Origin of the sequence: Streptomyces sp. NPDC015139 (assembly GCF_043079785.1) — a bacterium.
GTDB classification, from domain to species: domain Bacteria; phylum Actinomycetota; class Actinomycetes; order Streptomycetales; family Streptomycetaceae; genus Streptomyces; species Streptomyces albidocamelliae.
In genome coordinates this window covers 1-15,696 of sequence record NZ_JBIBUW010000017.1, presented here as the reverse complement: position 1 = coordinate 15,696, position 15,696 = coordinate 1, and the positions used below count along the sequence as shown (strand labels likewise).

Genomic DNA, 15,696 nt, shown 5'->3' with positions numbered 1-15,696 from the left:
ATGAGCCTGCACGCATTGGCTGGTGACGGTGCGTCAGTGTCCGGCCGGTCCTGTGTCTCACCGACCCTGGGGCACCCACCGGTACACCAGCTCGGGCCGGCCCACCTGCCCGTACAGCGGGCTCCGGCCGGCCCGGCCCGTGTCGACCAGGTGCTCCAGGTAGCGGCGGGCCGTGATCCGGGAGATCCCGACGGCCTCGGCCGCGGCCGCCGCCGTGAGTCCCTCGGCCGCCTCCCGCAGGGTGCCCGTCACCCGCTCCAGCGTCGGCCCGCTCAGCCCCTTCGGCAGGGCCGCCGGGGCGGGGGAGCGGAGCACCGCCAGGGCGCGGTCGACCTCGTCCTGGCCGCTCGCCTCGCCGACGGACGCGCGGAACTCGGCGTAGCGGACCAGCCGGTCGCGGAGCGTGGCGAAGGTGAAGGGCTTGAGAACGTACTGGACGACACCCAGGGAGACACCCTCGCGGACCACCGCCAGGTCCCGGGCCGAGGTCACCGCTATGACGTCCGCGTGATGCCCGGCCGCGCGCAGGGAGCGGGCGAACTGCAGGCCGTGCGCGTCCGGCAGGTGCAGGTCCAGCAGCAGCAGGTCCACCGGGGTGCGGTCCAGGACCCGGCGGGCCTCCGCGCCCGTGTGCGCCTTGCCGACGGCGACGAAGCCCGGCACCCGGCCCACGTACATCACGTGCGCGTCGGCAGCGACCGGGTCGTCCTCCACCACCAGCACTCTGATCGGCTGCCCGTCGCTCATGCCGCGCCGCCTTCCCGCGCCGGGGAGGCACCGGCTCCGGCCGTGCGCAACGGCAGCCGCACCTCGAACACCGCTCCGCCCTCACCCTCCCGGTCGGACTCCGCCACCGTCAGTGTGCCCTCGTGGCGGGACACCGCCTGCCGGACCAGGGCCAGCCCGAGACCCCGGCCGCCGGGCCCGGCCGGCTTCGTCGAGAACCCCCGCTGGAACACCAGGTCGGCATGGGCGGGATCGAGACCGGGACCCGAGTCCGTCACCCTGAGGACGAGCTCGGCGGCCGTAGCGTACGCCGTCACCGTCACCCGCGCGCCGGCACTGCCCTGCGCCGCGTCCACGGCGTTGTCGATCAGGTTGCCGAGGATGGTCACCAGGTCCCGCGCGGACACGCTGTCCGGGAGCAGACCGTCGTCCAGGCGGCTGTCCTGCGACACCACCAGCTCCACGCCCCGCTCGTTGGCCTGCGCCGTCTTGCCCAGCAGCAGGGCGGCCAGCACCGGCTCGCTCACCGCCGCGACCACCTGGTCGGTCAGGGCCTGGGCCAGTTCGAGCTCGGCCGTCGCGAACTCCACGGCCGCCTCGGCGCGGCCCAGCTCGATCAAGGACACGACCGTGTGCAGCCGGTTCGCCGCCTCGTGCGCCTGGGAGCGCAGCGCCTGGGTGAACCCCCGCTCGGAGTCCAGCTCACCCATGAGGGACTGGAGCTCGGTGACGTCCCGCAGGGTGACGACGGTGCCGCGCCGCTCGCCGCCGGTCACCGGGGAGGTGTTCACGACCAGGACCCGGGACGCCGTCAGATGGACCTCGTCCACGCGCGGCTCGGAGGCCAGCAGGGCGCCCGTCAGCGGGGCCGGCAGGCCGAGGTCCGCCACCGAGCGGCCGATCACCTCCTCCGCCCCGTCCACGCCGAGCAGCTCCCGGCCGCCGTCGTTGATCAGCGCCACCCGGTACTGCCCGTCCAGCATCAGCAGCCCCTCGCGCACCGCGTGCAGGGCCGCCTGGTGGTAGTCGTGCATCCGGCTCAGCTCGGCCGCGTTCATGCCGTGGGTGTGCCGGCGCAGCCGGGCGTTGATCACATAGGTGCCGACCGCCCCCAGCAGCAGGGTCGTGCCGGCCACCGCGAGCAGGGCCGTGACCTGGTCCTGCACCCGCGCGCTGATCGCCTCCACCTTGATCCCGGCGCTGACCAGGCCGATGACCCTGCCGTTCTCCTCCACCGGGGTCACCGCGCGCACGGACGGGCCGAGCGTGCCGGTGTACGTCTCGGTGAAGGTGTGGCCGTGCCGGGCGGGGTCGATGCGGCCGAGGAAGCGCCTGCCGATCTGCTTCTCCTCGGGATGGGTCCAGCGGATGCCCCGCGGATCCATGATCGTGACGAAGTCGACGTCCGCGTCCCGCATGACCTGGAGCGCGTAGGGCTCCAGCTCGGCCGTCGGGTCCGGGGTGCGGATGGCCTCGCGGACCGAGGGGGCGTCCGCGATCGAGCGGGCGACCGCCGTCACCTGGCGGACCGCCGCGTCCTCGGCCTGCCGCCGGTCGCTGACGTAGGTGAACAGCGCGTACCCGGCGACGACCACCGCGATCAGCACGGCCTGCATGGCGAACAGCTGGCCCGCCAGGCTGCGGGGTCGGCGGAGGAGGGGTGGGCGCATGTCAGCAGTGTGCCTCTCCGGTTAAGCGTGAACTAAATGAACGGAAGGGTGACCGCTCTCACAGGGCGGGAGATAGTCACGGCATTCCCCCGTAACGCCCGGACGTGAGCCGCACGCCGGTTGTTCGCCGACGAAGACGTCAAGGAGGGCAGTCGTGGCCGCCAGCACCCCCGACACGGCACCTGCCGCACCCCGCGTGAAGCGGGACCGGACCCATTACCTGTACATCGCCGTCATCGTGGCGGTCGCGCTCGGCATCGCCGTGGGCCTCATCTGGCCGGATGCCGCGGTCGAGCTCAAGCCGCTGGGCACCGGCTTCGTGAACCTGATCAAGATGATGATCTCGCCGATCATCTTCTGCACCATCGTGCTCGGCATCGGTTCCGTGCGGAAGGCCGCCAAGGTCGGCGCCGTCGGCGGTATCGCCCTCGGCTACTTCCTCGTGATGTCGCTCGTCGCGCTCGCCATCGGCCTCGTCGTCGGCAACGTGCTGCACCCGGGCGAGGGGCTGCACCTGACCGACGCGCTCAAGCAGACCGGGCACGCCCAGGTCTCCAGCGACGCGCTGCCGCCCGTCGACTTCGTGCTGTCGATCATCCCGCTCACCTTCGTCTCCGCGTTCACCGAGGGGCAGGTCCTCCAGACGCTCCTGGTGGCCCTGCTCGCCGGATTCGCGCTGCAGGCCATGGGCTCGGCCGGGCAGCCGGTGCTGCGCGGCATCGAGCACATCCAGCGCCTCGTCTTCCGCATCCTGGCCATGGTCATGTGGGCCGCGCCGATCGGTGCCTTCGGCGCCATCGCGGCGGTGGTCGGCTCGGCCGGCCTGGACGCGCTCAAGAGCCTCGCGGTGCTGATGCTCGGCTTCTACGTCACCTGCTTCCTGTTCGTCTTCATCGTGCTCGGCGCGCTGCTGCGGATCGTCGCGGGCCTGAACGTCTTCTCGCTGTTCAAGTACCTCGCCCGTGAGTTCCTGCTGATCCTGTCCACCTCCTCCTCCGAGTCCGCGCTGCCGCGGCTGATCGCGAAGATGGAGCACCTGGGCGTGAGCAAGCCGGTCGTCGGCATCACCGTGCCGACCGGCTACTCCTTCAACCTCGACGGCACGATGATCTACATGACCATGGCGTCGCTGTACGTCGCGGACGCGCTGGGCACGCCGATGTCGGTGGGCGAGCAGATCCCGCTGCTGCTCTTCCTGCTGCTGGCCTCCAAGGGCGCGGCGGGCGTCAGCGGGGCGGGACTCGCGACCCTCGCGGGCGGTCTGCAGTCGCACAAGCCCGCGCTGGTCGACGGTGTCGGCCTGATCGTCGGCATCGACCGGTTCATGAGCGAGGCGCGTGCCCTGACCAACTTCGCCGGGAACGCGGTCGCCACCGTCCTGGTGGGTACCTGGACCAAGGAGATCGACCACACGCGTGTCCGGCGGGTGCTCGCGGGCGAGCTGCCGTTCGACGAGACGACGCTGCTCGACGAGGGCGGGTCGACGGTCACCCCGGTCCCCGAGCCGAGGGAAGAGAAGCTGGCCAAGGCCTAGCCTCCACCGGTCCCGGCGCCCGTAGATCTCGGCGCCCCCCAGGTTCCGGACGCCCGGCCCCGCCTGAACCCGGGCCGGGCGTCCGGTCGTTCGCGCCCCGGGGAGCCCGCCAGCACTCCTCCGGGGACTTCTCGCTCAGGACTCCTCCAGGGACTTCTGGCTCAGGGTTCCTCACTCACCCTGGCCACCAACGAGGTGGCCGGCGAGGCGGGTACGCCCGCCGCGGTCAGCACGGCGACCGTGGCGGAGCGGCCCGCCTCCTCTGCTGTGAGCAGCCCGTCGTTCACCGCCTCCATCACCGCGAAGAGCATCTGCTCGTGCACGTACGCCAGCGCCGGAGCGGGCAGCGGGGAGCTGAACACGCCCGTGTCCAGCCCCTCCTGGAGCACGCGGATCTTGGTCTCGCGCAGCGGGGCGAGGCGCTCGCGGATGCCCTGTACGGTGACGGTGCGCTGGGCCAGGGCGACCAGCAGCCGGTAGCGGTCGGCGACCGCCCAGATCGCCAGCACCGAGCGGGCCACCGCCTCGGCCGGGTCGGTCACCGTCTCCCGGGCGTGGTCGTCGGCGTCCGCCAGCGCCTGAACGGCCCCGTCGACCAGCGTGCTGATCAGCGCCTCCCGGCTCGGGAAATGGCCGTACACCGTTCGTCGTACGACGCCCGCGGCACGGGCGATCTGGTCCATGGAGGCGTCGGGGTCGCGCAGCAGCTCGGCGAGGGCGACATCGAGGATGCGGCGCCGGTTGGCGTCGGCGCGGCTGGTGCTACCCGTGGTCATGGCGGTCATTGTGCCTCCCCGAGCCGACTTGCACAGCATTGTGCAACGACGTACATTGCACATGGTTGTGCAATTGCACGTCACTGTGCAAGTCGACGACGCGCAACCTCCTGAAGTTCTCGTCGCGCATCCGAGGAAGGCGACCCCTGCCATGCGACTCGTCATGACCGAACCGGTCGAGAGGATGAACCGGCCCTACGCCCGGCGCTGGTGGGCACTGCTGGTGCTGTGCCTGAGCCTGCTGATCATCGTGATGGCGAACACCGCCCTCACGGTCGCGGCGCCCGACATGACGAAGGACCTCGGTCTCTCCGGCGCCGACCTCCAGTGGGTGATCGACGGCTACACCGTCCCCTACGCGGCACTGATGCTGCTGCTCGGCGCGATCGGCGACAAGTACAGCCGGCGCGGCGCCCTCGGGCTCGGCCTCGTCGTCTTCGGCGGGGGAGCGGTCTTCGGCTACCTCGCCGGCAGTGCCACCGCCGTCATCGCGGCCCGTGCCGTGATGGGCGTCGGCGCGGCCCTGATCATGCCGGCCACGCTCTCGCTGCTCGCCGCGACCTTCCCGCGCGCGGAGCGGGCCAGGGCCATCACCCTGTGGACGGCCACCGCCGGACTCGCCATCGCCGCCGGACCGGTGGTCGCCGGCGCCCTGCTGCGCGACCACGGCTGGGCCTCGACCTTCCTGATCAACGTGCCCGTCGCGGCCGTCGCCCTCGTCGGCACCTTCGTCCTGGTCCCGCCGTCCCGGGCGGGTCACCACGACCGCATCGACTACGTCGGCGGCCTGCTGTCGGTGATCTGGGCCGGCGCGCTGATCTACACGATCATCGAGGGTCCGCACTTCGGCTGGGGCCCCAAGGCCGTCACGGCCGCGGTGGTCGCGGGCGTCGCCCTGACCGCCTTCGTCCTGTGGGAGCTGCGGCACCCGCGCCCCATCCTGGACGTGCGCCGCTTCACCGGCCGCCGGTTCGCGGGCTCCAACCTCGCCGTCGCCCTGTTCTTCCTCGCCGTGTTCGGCGCCTTCTACTACCTCACCCAGCACCTGCAGTTCGTCCTCGGCTACGACGCCCTGGAGACCGGCGTGCGCATGCTGCCGCTGGCCGGTGCGGTCTTCGTCGGCTCGGCCCTGACCGGCTGGCTCACCCCCCGCGTCGGCATGAAGTGGACCGTCGGCGCGGGCATGGTCGGCGGCACCACCGCCCTCGCCCTCCTCACCCGCGTGGACGCGGCCTCCGCCTACGGCGACCTCGTGGCGCCCCTGGTCATCCTCGGCCTCGCCATCGGCCTCGCGCTCTCGCCCTGCACCGACGCCATCATGGGCGCCTTCCCGGAGTCCGAGCTGGGCGTCGGCGGCGCCGTCAACGACACCTCGCTCGAACTGGGCGGCTCACTGGGCATCGCCGTCCTCGGCTCGCTGCTCGCGACCTCCTACGGCGACCACCTCACCGACGCCACCGCCGGCTCGAAGCTCCCGGCGAGCGCCCTGGACACCGCGCGGGACTCGGTCGGCGCCGGGTACGCCGTCGCGCAGGGCATCGGTGACAAGGCGCACCGGGTGGCGGCCCGTGCCGCGGCCGCGAAGGACCCGCAGCAGGCGGCACAGCTCAAGCAGCAGGCCAGCGAACTCGCGGGCGGTGCACGGCAGATGGCCGACGCGGTGGGCTCCGCCTTCTCCGACGCGGTCGCCCACACCAGCCTGGTCGGCGCGGTGATCCTGGGCATCGGCACGGTCCTGGTGGCCGTCCTGCTCCCGCGTCGAGAGAGCCCCGCCCCTCAGGTGAAGGAGGAGGAGAGGGAACTCGTGGACAGCGCGGCCGGCTGACCGCCGCGCGTCCGCGTCCGCTAGCGTGCCGCTCCGGATCGACCGGAACGGCACGTTCGCGCGTGGCGTCTGTACACGTATGGAGGCACGGGGGATGAAGATCGACTGGGACCGGCGGACCTGCTCGCGCAAGGGGCATGTGACCTACGCGCCGGACGACCCCCGGCTGCGGATGCGGCTGCACGCGACGACCGCGCTCGGTGACGTCTGGCGCTGCCTGCGCTGCGGTGACTTCGTGCTCGGCGAGCCGCACGGTTCGGGACCGGCCGCCGACGCCCCGCTGGTGCCGCGCGGCAAGGTGCTGCGCGACCTGTTCATCCTGCGCTTCCTGGCCGTCGAGCGGGCCGTGCGCGGGGTGTTCATCGTGCTCGTCGCGGTCGCGGTCTGGAAGTTCAGCAACAGCCAGGACGCGGTGCGGCGGCTGTTCAACGAGTACCTGGGCGTGCTGCGCCCGGTGTTCCGGCATTTCCACTACGACCTCGACCACTCGCCGGTCGTCGGCTCCATCCAGAAGGCCTTCGGCTACCGGCACTCCACGCTGCTGCTGGTGGCCGCCCTGCTGCTGGCCTACGCGCTGGTCGAACTGGTCGAGGCGGTCGGCCTCTGGTACGCCAAGCGCTGGGCCGAGTACCTGACGGTGGTCGCGACGGCCGCCTTCCTCCCGCTGGAGATCTACGAGCTCACCGAGCACATCAGCTGGCTGAAGATCGCCACGCTGGTCCTCAACATCCTCGCCGTCCTCTACATCGCCCTGGCCAAGCGCCTGTTCGGACTGCGCGGCGGACGCCGGAAGTTCGACGAGGAGCGGCACAGCGCCTCGCTGCTCGAGGTGGAGGAGTCGGCGGGCGTGGTACCCGCGTGACCGCGGTGCCCTCCGCCCGCCGGCCGATCCCGCCCCGTCAGCCGGTACCGCCCAGCGTCTCGGCGACCGCGCGCGGCAGCCACCGCCGTACGTCCCCGAAGGCGAAACCGAGCCGCACGGCCCGCGTGTTGTCCATGCCGTAGTGGCGGCGGAAGGCGAACGGGGACACCTCGGCCGCGTCGGTCGTCTCGAAGCGCGGCTCACCCCCGCCGACCTGGGCTGCCACCTCGGCGGCCAGCTCCGCGACCGTGAGCTCGCCGTGCGAGGCCGCGTTGACCGGGCCCGTGAAGTCCTCGCCCGCCGTCCAGAACAGGAAGTCGGCGATCTCCTCGACGTGGATGTACGTGGCCGGGTGGGCCACGGGTGGTACGGCGATGGGGGCGCCGGTGCGGACACGGTCGGCGTAATGGGCGAGACGTCCGGTGAAGTCGTCGTCACCGCCCAGCACATGGGCCACCCGCACCGAGGCGTACGGCAGGTCCGGGCCGGCCGCGAACACCGCCTCCGCCTGCCGCTTGCCCTCGCCGTAGTTCCGGTCCAGGAACTCCGGGTCGTCCCACGGCAGCCCGGTGTCCACGGCGACCGTCAGCGGGTCCACCGCGCTCTCCGGCACCGGCGCCCCGGAGTGCTGGTGCTCGTACACCTCCACCGTGGAGGTCAGCACATAGCGCCGGGTGCGGCCGGTGAAGACGCGCCGGGCGAGCTCCGCCTGGCGCGGGGTGTAGCAGACCTGGTCGAGGACGACGTCGAAGGTCCGGTCGCCCAGCGCCCGGGTGAGCGCCCGCTCGTCGCCTCGGTCGGCGGTCAGCCCGACCGCGCCCGCGGGCGCCGGCGACGAGCCCCGGTTGAGGACGGTGACCCGGTCACCGGCCGCCAGCAGGCGGGCGATCAGCCGCTTGCCGAAATAGCGGTTGCCGCCGATGACCAGTACCTCTCGTGCCTTTGTCATGGTCATAATTCTCCGGGCCGGACACGGCGCTCTGAAGGGGGAGACATGGGAGAAACGGCCGCCGCGCCGAAAGAACCGCGGCGACTTCGGGTCGTCGCCCGCGAAACGCCGGTGGCCTTCGACGGCGTGGACCGGGACATCCTGCGGCTGCTGCAGACCGACGGACGGATCAAGCTCAGCGAACTGGGCCGGCGGGTCAGCCTCAGCCCCGCGGCCGTGGCCGAGCGGGTGCGCCGGCTGGAGGAGGCCGGCGTGGTCGAGGGGTACGGCGCCCAGGTCGTGCCCGCCCGGCTCGGCTACGGCATCCAGGCCTTCGTACGCGTCGACCCGCACGGCGGGTACACCCTCGGGCACCCGAGGACCCTGGAGCTGATCGAGCGTCCGGAGATCACCGAGGTGCACCACGTGGTCGGCGAGGACTGCTGGATCCTCAAGGTCGCCGTCACCGACACCGTGCACCTGGAGGAGATACTGGAGCGGACGTCGGCCCTGGGCCGGACGACGACCTCGATCGTCCTGTCGTCACCGGTGCGCCGCAAGCCGCTGCTGCCGCCGGACTCGCCCTGACCCCGGTGCGGCCCATCAAAAAATCCCCCGGCAATTGCGCTCGGGGGATTTCTGTGCGTATATTCAGTGGTTCGCGACTTCATTTAAGAATGGTCGCGGAGAAGTTCACTGAGCAGAGTATATCCGGGCGGGAGCGGAATTGTCAAACACCGAATTTCCGGACGATGAATTGCGGCACGAACAGGAATTCATCGACGGACTGTACGCGCGCGTGGACGGCCTGCGCGGTGAGACCGAGACGTCGGTCGCGGACGCCCTCGCCCAGGGCGACAAGCCCATGCAGGCCCGGCTGGAGCGGGACATCCTGGTCGCCGAGCGCTCCGGGCTGCTCGCCGCGCTGAACGCCGTGGACGGCTCGCTCTGCTTCGGCCGGATCGACCTGACCGACGGCACCGAGCACCACATCGGCCGGATCGGACTGCGCCGGGACGACGCCGAGCGCACCCCGGTCCTCATCGACTGGCGGGCCGACGTCGCCCGCCCCTTCTACCTGGCCACCGGACACACGCCGATGGGCCTGCGCCGGCGCCGGCACATCGCCACCGAGGGCCGGACCGTCACCTCCCTGCACGACGAGATCCTCGACCTCGGCGACGCCACGCGCACCGGCTACGAGGACCCCACCGGGGACGCCGTCCTGCTGTCCGCGCTGAACTCGGCGCGCACCGGCCGGATGGGCGACATCGTGCAGACCATCCAGGCCGAGCAGGACCGGATCATCCGGGCACCGCACCGCGGCGTGCTCGTCGTGGAGGGCGGCCCCGGCACCGGCAAGACCGCGGTGGCCCTGCACCGGGCCGCCTACCTGCTGTACGAGCACCGGGAACTGCTCGCGCGCCGGGCCGTGCTCATCGTCGGCCCGAACCCGGCCTTCCTCGGGTACATCGGGGAGGTGCTGCCCTCCCTCGGCGAGACCGGGGTGCTGCTGGCCACGGTCGGCGAACTGTTCCCCGGCGTGCGAGCCACCGCCGCCGACACCCCCGAGGCGGCCGCGGTGAAGGGCCGCGCCGACATGGCCGACGTGCTGGCCGCCGTCGTACGCGACCGGCAGGCCCTGCCCGACCCGGTGGTCGCGATCGAGCACGACCGTGAGGTGCTGATGCTCGACGACGGCCTGGTGGGCGTCGCGAGGGAACGCACCCGCGCGGCCGGGCTGCCGCACAACGCGGCCCGCGAGCACTTCGAGGGCCATGTCCTCAACGCGCTCACCGAGTTGTACGCCGAGCGCGTGGGCACCGACCCGTACGACGGCAGCAGCCTGCTCGACGCCTCCGACATCACCCAGATCCGCGACGAACTCGCCGAGAACCGGGACGTCTGGTCCGCCATCGACCGGTTGTGGCCCCGGATCACCCCGCAGCGGCTGCTCGCCGACTTCCTCGCCGAGCCGGACGGCCATCTGTCCCCGGCGGACGCCGACGCGGTACGCCGCCCGGTGACCCGCGCCTGGACCGTCGCCGACGTGCCGCTGCTGGACGAGGCGGCGGAACTCCTCGGCGAGGACGACCGGACGGTCCGGGCCCGCGCGGAACGCGAGCGGGAGACCCAGGTGGCCTACGCGCAGGGCGTGCTGGACGTCTCCTACGCCTCCCGGACCTTCGAGTTCGACGACAAGGAGGACAGCGACCCGGAGTCCTCCGAGGTGCTGTCCGCGCACGACATCATCGACGCCGAGCGGTTCGCCGAGCGGCACGAGGAGGCGGACCACCGCAGCGCCGCCGAGCGGGCCGCCGCCGATCGCACCTGGGCGTTCGGGCACATCATCGTGGACGAGGCGCAGGAGCTGTCCCCGATGGCCTGGCGGCTGCTCATGCGGCGCAGCCCGACCCGTTCGATGACCCTGGTCGGCGATCCCGCTCAGACCGCGGAGGCGGCCGGCGTCGGCTCCTGGGCCGGCATCCTCGACCCCTACGTCGAGGACCGGTGGGAGCACACCCGTCTCGCCGTCAACTACCGCACCCCGGCCGAGATCATGGACCTGGCCGCGTCCGTCGTCCGCGCCGAGCAGCCGGACTTCGAACCGCCGAGCTCGGTCCGCTCCACCGGGTCACGGCCCTGGGTGCGCCACGCGGCCGGGGACCTGCCCGGCGCGGTCGCCGAGGCGGTGGCCGAACTCACGCCCGCCGAGGGCCGCCTGGCGGTGATCGCCCCGCGCGAACTGCACCGCTCGCTGGCCGCCCGCCTCGACGGCGTCACGGCCGGCGCCGAGCCCGACCTGACGCACACGGTCGTCCTCCTCGACCCGCGCCAGGCCAAGGGCCTGGAGTTCGACTCGGTCCTGGTGGTGGAGCCGGGCGCCTACGGCACGAGCGACCTGTACGTGGCACTGACCCGCGCGACCCAGCGGCTCGGGATCCTGCACACCGGCACGCTGCCGCCGGGCCTGGCCGCGGCCGCCTGACGGCGGAGGCACGGCGGAGGCACGGCGGAGGCACGGCGGAGGGCCTGGAGCAGCCGCTCCAGGCCCCCGGTCTCACCCGTCCCGCGGGGACGTCCCGGCGGGAACGGCACGTCCGCCGGTCACCACGCCGGTCGCAGCCACACCGTCGACAGCGGTGGCAGGGTCAGGCGGATGCTCGCCGGGCGGCCGTGCCAGGGCTGCGGCTCGGGTTTGACGGCGTCCGGGTTGGTGACGTCGCTCCCGCCGTACGCGCCCGAGTCGGTGTTCAGCACCTCCTGCCAGGCCGGCACGTCCTCGGGCACACCGAGGCGGTAGTCGTGCCGGATCACCGGGGCCAGATGGGAGACGGCGAGGAGCGGGGCGCCGTCGGCGTCCAGGCGCAGGAACGCGAACACGTTGTCGTCCGCCGCGTCCCCCGTGATCCACTCGAAGCCCGCCGGGTCGGTGTCCCGCTGCCACAGTGCCGGAGTCGTCCGGTACACCGCGTTCAGGTCCCGTACGAGATCCCGCACCCCCCGGTGGTCCGCCTCGGCGCCGTAGGACGGGTCGAGCAGCCACCAGTCGGGGCCGTGCGCCTCGGACCACTCGGCGCCCTGGGCGAACTCCTGCCCCATGAAGAGGAGTTGTTTGCCGGGGTGGGCCCACATGTAGCCGAGGTAGGCACGGTGGCCCGCCCGTTGCCGCCACCAGTCGCCCGGCATCTTCGACACCAGGGACCGCTTGCCGTGCACGACCTCGTCGTGGGAGATGGGCAGGACGTAGTTCTCGCTGTACGCGTACACCATCGAGAACGTCATCTCGTGATGGTGGTACTTGCGGTGCACGGGATCGTGGCTCATGTACTCCAGCGAGTCGTGCATCCAGCCCATGTTCCACTTCAGGCCGAAACCGAGCCCGCCGAAGCCGCTCGGGCCCTTGTGGTGGGTGGGGCGGGTGACCCCGTCCCAGGCGGTGGACTCCTCGGCGACGGTCACCACGCCCGGGCAGCGCCGGTACACCGTGGCGTTCATCTCCTGGAGGAAGGCCACCGCGTCCAGGTTCTCCCGGCCCCCGTGCTCGTTCGGGGTCCACTGGCCGGGCTCGCGCGAGTAGTCGAGGTAGAGCATCGAGGCGACCGCGTCCACGCGCAGCCCGTCGATGTGGAACTCCTCGCACCAGTACACGGCGTTGGCGACCAGGAAGTTGCGCACCTCACGGCGGCCGAAGTCGAACTCCAGCGTGCCCCAGTCGGGATGGGCGGCCCGCAGCGGGTCGTGGTGCTCGTACAGCGGACGCCCGTCGAACTCCGCCAGCGCCCAGGCGTCCCGCGGGAAGTGGGCCGGCACCCAGTCCATCAGCACGCCGATGCCCGCCTGGTGCAGCCGGTCCACCAGGTACTTGAAGTCGTCCGGGGTGCCGAGGCGGGCCGTCGGCGCGTAGAAGCCGGTGACCTGGTAGCCCCAGGACCCGCCGAAGGGATGCTCGGCGACCGGCATCAGCTCCACATGGGTGAAGCCCATCTCCGTCACGTACGCGGGGAGTTGGTCGGCGAGCTGGCGATAGGTGAGGCCCGGCCGCCAGGACGGCAGGTGCACCTCGTACACCGAGAACGGGGCCTCGTTGACCGGGGTGCCCGCGCGCCGGTCCATCCACTCCGCGTCGCCCCACTCGTGGTGCGAGGCGTGCACGATCGAGGACGTGGCGGGCGGCACCTCGGTGCGGCGGGCCAGCGGGTCGGCCCGCAGGGTGCGCGAGCCGTCCGGGCGGGTGATCTCGAACTTGTACAGCTCGCCCTCACCGACGCCCGGGACGAACAGCTCCCAGATCCCGGTGGAGCCGAGCGAGCGCATCGGGTGGCCGGTGCCGTCCCAGAAGCTGAAGGTGCCCGTGACCCGTACGCCCCGCGCGTTCGGCGCCCACACCGCGAACCGGGTCCCCGTCACTCCCTGATGGGTGGTGACGTGCGCGCCGAGCGCCTGCCACAGCTGCTCGTGCCGGCCCTCGCCGAGCAGGTGCAGGTCCAGCTCGCCCAGCGTGGGCAGGAAGCGGTAGGCGTCCTCGGTCTCGTTGACCGTGCCGTCGTACGTCACGAGCAACCGGTACGCCGGGACCTCGCTCAGCGGGACGAGCCCGGAGAAGAACCCGTCGCCGTCGTCGTGCAGTCGCGCGCGCAGCTCGCCGGAGACCACCGTGACGGCCTGCGCGTACGGGCGGAAGACCCGGAAGGCGATCCCGCCGGGCACCGGATGGGCACCGAGGACCGAGTGCGGGTCGTGGTGGGTGCCGTGCAGGAGCCGCTCGCGGTCACCGGCGTCCACCGCGGGGGACACGGCGACCTCCGGAGCGGGCGCCGCCGGCTGCGGGGGCACCCGCGGGGCCCGCGTCCCGGGAGCCTCCGGAACCTCCGTCCGCGGTACCTCCGCCCGCGGTGCCTTCGCCTGCGCGGCCTTCTGCGGCGGGACCTTCTTGTCCGACTTGCTCTTGGCGGACTTGTTCTTCGAGGGGACTGGTTTCTTGGACGTCACGAGCGAGTCTCCCGGGCGAGGATCAGATCGGTTCGGACGTGGCGAGGCGGCGGACCGCCGACAGCGGCACGGGCAGCCAGTCGGGACGGTGCCGGGCCTCGTAGACGACCTCGTAGACCGCCTTGTCGGTCTCGTGGGCCCGCAGCATCACCGGATCGGTGCGCGGATCGCGGCCGGCCACCTCCGCGTAGCCGGAGCAGTACGCGGCCCGGCAGGCGTGCGCCCAGTCCGGGGCGGCCGGGGTCGCCGAGTGGGCGGCGTAGTCGAAGGAGCGGAGCATCCCCGCGATGTCCCGCACCGGGGGCTGTGCCATGCGCCGTTCCGCCAGCGGCCGGGCCGGCTCGCCCTCGAAGTCGATCAGCGACCACTCACCGGACGGCGAGCGCAGGCACTGCCCGAGGTGCAGATCGCCGTGGACCCGCTGGGCCGTCCAGGTACGTCCCTCGGCGGCCAGATCGGCCAGCGCGGTGTACGCCGACCGCAGCCCCCGCTCGAACGGCCGCAGCGCCGGCACCGCCTGCACGGCCGCCTCCAGCCGCTCGGTCATGCCGTCGGCCAGCGGCTGGAGCTGGGCGTGGCCGAGAGTGACCGTCGGCAGGGCGCGCGCCAGCGCGGTGTGCACCTCCGCCGTGGCCCGGCCCAGCGACCGTGCCTCGGCGAGGAAGTCCTCGCCCTTGGCCAGTTCGCGCAGCGCGAGTTCCCAGCCGTCGGTGGCGCCGCTGACGTAGGGCTGGAGCACCGCCAGGACGTACGGCCCGTCGGGTTCGCCGTCCGCCTCGGCATGGAGCCAGGCCGCCGGCGCGGGCACGCGCGGGCAGCCCTCACGGGCCAGGGCGAGGGGCAGCTCCAGATCGGGGTTCATGCCGGGGACGACCCGGCGCAACAGCTTGAGGATGAACGTATCTCCGTAGACGACCGACGAGTTGGACTGCTCGGCCGTCATCAGGCGGGCCACGAGGCCCTCGCGTATCTCCAGGTGCGGGTCCCGCTCGAAACGCAGCCCGCCGATGCGGGCCCGCGTGCGCAGGGCCTCCATGAGGACCTCGGCGGGCCGGGGGTCGTAGAGGGCTTCGTACACCGTGCGGCCGGCGAGCGGCCCGTCCTCCACGTGACCGATCAGCGCGGGCGCCAGCCGGGGCGGCAGCGCCTCGCGCACGCCTATGAGGAGCTGGTAGCAGTCGCCGGGGTGCGCCGGGGCGCCCAGTGCGGGCGGCTGGTGGACGCGGAGCAGCAGGTGGTACAGGCCCAGTCGGCCGTCGGGGCGCAGCAGTTCGGTGACGGCCACCGGGGTGAAGCCGGTGACGGGGCGCCCCTTGCCGGCGAACCAGCGCTGCCTGGGCAGCCATGTGCGCAGCAAGGGGTCGAGCGAGGCGAGCAGCGTGCCGGTGGTGCCGGAGGGAGTGACCGTTTCCGCCATGGGCGTCGCGTCCTTTCCCCGGATGGTCGGGGGTTTACTTCTGCGTGCCCCGGGTGGGGCGGTGGAAACCGACCACCGCCCCACCCGGCCGGACTACGCCGCGTCCCGGCGCAGCCGGAACCAGTAGAAGCCGTGCCCCGCGAGGGTGAGCAGGTACGGCAGTTCACCGATCGCCGGGAAGCGCACGCCGCCGAACAGCTCGACGGGGTGCCGTCCCTCGAACCGGCTCAGGTCCAGCTCCGTGGGTTGCGCGAAGCGGGAGAAGTTGTGGACGCAGAGCACGAGATCGTCCTCGAACTCCCGCAGGAAGGCGAGCACCGCCGGGTTCGACGACGGGAGCTCGGTATAGGACCCCAGTCCGAAGGCAGGATTCTGCTTGCGGATCTCGATCATGCGGCGTGTCCAGTGGAGGAGGCTGGACGGGGAGGACATGGAGGCTTCCACGTTGGTGACCTGGTAGCCGTA

General features: G+C 72.4%; 12 protein-coding genes. 5 read left to right on the top strand and 7 right to left on the bottom strand.

The window, feature by feature from the left end; genetic code table 11:
• Positions 1-57: 57 nt before the first annotated feature.
• Both ACF08B_RS33355 and ACF08B_RS33350 read right to left on the bottom strand, forming a co-directional pair.
• The gene (locus ACF08B_RS33355) at positions 58-747 is read right to left on the bottom strand and encodes a response regulator (RefSeq protein ID WP_392320806.1); all 690 of its coding nucleotides are present in this window, start codon (positions 745-747) and stop codon (positions 58-60) included.
• On the bottom strand, positions 744-2,396 hold the full coding sequence (locus ACF08B_RS33350; RefSeq protein WP_392320805.1) for an ATP-binding protein: 1,653 nt from the start codon (positions 2,394-2,396) through the stop codon (positions 744-746). Before ACF08B_RS33350 ends, ACF08B_RS33355 begins: the two co-directional genes overlap by 4 nt.
• Before the next feature lie 154 nt (positions 2,397-2,550).
• Here ACF08B_RS33350 and ACF08B_RS33345 point away from each other — a divergent pair, with 154 nt between their 5' ends.
• Positions 2,551-3,930, top strand: coding sequence for a cation:dicarboxylate symporter family transporter (locus ACF08B_RS33345; RefSeq protein ID WP_392320804.1), 1,380 nt, complete (start codon positions 2,551-2,553; stop codon positions 3,928-3,930).
• Between the two features lie 161 nt (positions 3,931-4,091).
• Here ACF08B_RS33345 and ACF08B_RS33340 read toward each other — a convergent pair whose 3' ends face one another.
• On the bottom strand, positions 4,092-4,715 hold the full coding sequence (locus ACF08B_RS33340) for a TetR/AcrR family transcriptional regulator (RefSeq protein WP_392320803.1): 624 nt from the start codon (positions 4,713-4,715) through the stop codon (positions 4,092-4,094).
• A 142-nt stretch (positions 4,716-4,857) separates the two neighbouring features.
• On the opposite strand from ACF08B_RS33340, the gene ACF08B_RS33335 reads away from it, so the two are divergent.
• The gene (locus ACF08B_RS33335) at positions 4,858-6,531 is read left to right on the top strand and encodes an MFS transporter (protein WP_392320802.1); all 1,674 of its coding nucleotides are present in this window, start codon (positions 4,858-4,860) and stop codon (positions 6,529-6,531) included.
• A gap of 94 nt (positions 6,532-6,625) precedes the next feature.
• Positions 6,626-7,393: a DUF2127 domain-containing protein gene (locus ACF08B_RS33330; protein WP_392320801.1), complete on the top strand. Its 768-nt coding sequence runs from the start codon at positions 6,626-6,628 to the stop codon at positions 7,391-7,393.
• A gap of 37 nt (positions 7,394-7,430) precedes the next feature.
• Here the strand turns inward: ACF08B_RS33330 and ACF08B_RS33325 are convergent, their stop codons facing one another.
• Positions 7,431-8,342, bottom strand: coding sequence for an NAD-dependent epimerase/dehydratase family protein (locus tag ACF08B_RS33325; protein ID WP_392320800.1), 912 nt, complete (start codon positions 8,340-8,342; stop codon positions 7,431-7,433).
• A gap of 45 nt (positions 8,343-8,387) precedes the next feature.
• On the opposite strand from ACF08B_RS33325, the gene ACF08B_RS33320 reads away from it, so the two are divergent.
• Both ACF08B_RS33320 and ACF08B_RS33315 read left to right on the top strand, forming a co-directional pair.
• A complete protein-coding gene (locus tag ACF08B_RS33320; RefSeq protein ID WP_176985568.1) occupies positions 8,388-8,909 on the top strand; it encodes an Lrp/AsnC family transcriptional regulator in 522 nt (173 codons plus the stop codon).
• Between the two features lie 169 nt (positions 8,910-9,078).
• Complete coding sequence (locus ACF08B_RS33315) at positions 9,079-11,310, top strand: HelD family protein (RefSeq protein WP_392320893.1); 2,232 nt, start codon at positions 9,079-9,081, stop codon at positions 11,308-11,310.
• 119 nt (positions 11,311-11,429) lie between these two features.
• Here the strand turns inward: ACF08B_RS33315 and glgB are convergent, their stop codons facing one another.
• The 3 genes from glgB to ACF08B_RS33300 all read right to left on the bottom strand — a co-directional run.
• Positions 11,430-13,814 (bottom strand): 1,4-alpha-glucan branching enzyme, encoded by a 2,385-nt coding sequence (gene glgB, locus ACF08B_RS33310; protein ID WP_392320799.1) that lies wholly within the window; start codon positions 13,812-13,814, stop codon positions 11,430-11,432.
• A 22-nt stretch (positions 13,815-13,836) separates the two neighbouring features.
• Complete coding sequence (locus ACF08B_RS33305; protein ID WP_392320798.1) at positions 13,837-15,231, bottom strand: maltokinase; 1,395 nt, start codon at positions 15,229-15,231, stop codon at positions 13,837-13,839.
• Positions 15,232-15,324: 93 nt separating this feature from the next.
• A partial coding sequence (locus ACF08B_RS33300) for an alpha-glucosidase C-terminal domain-containing protein (protein ID WP_392320797.1) occupies positions 15,325-15,696 on the bottom strand: 372 nt, incomplete at its 5' end.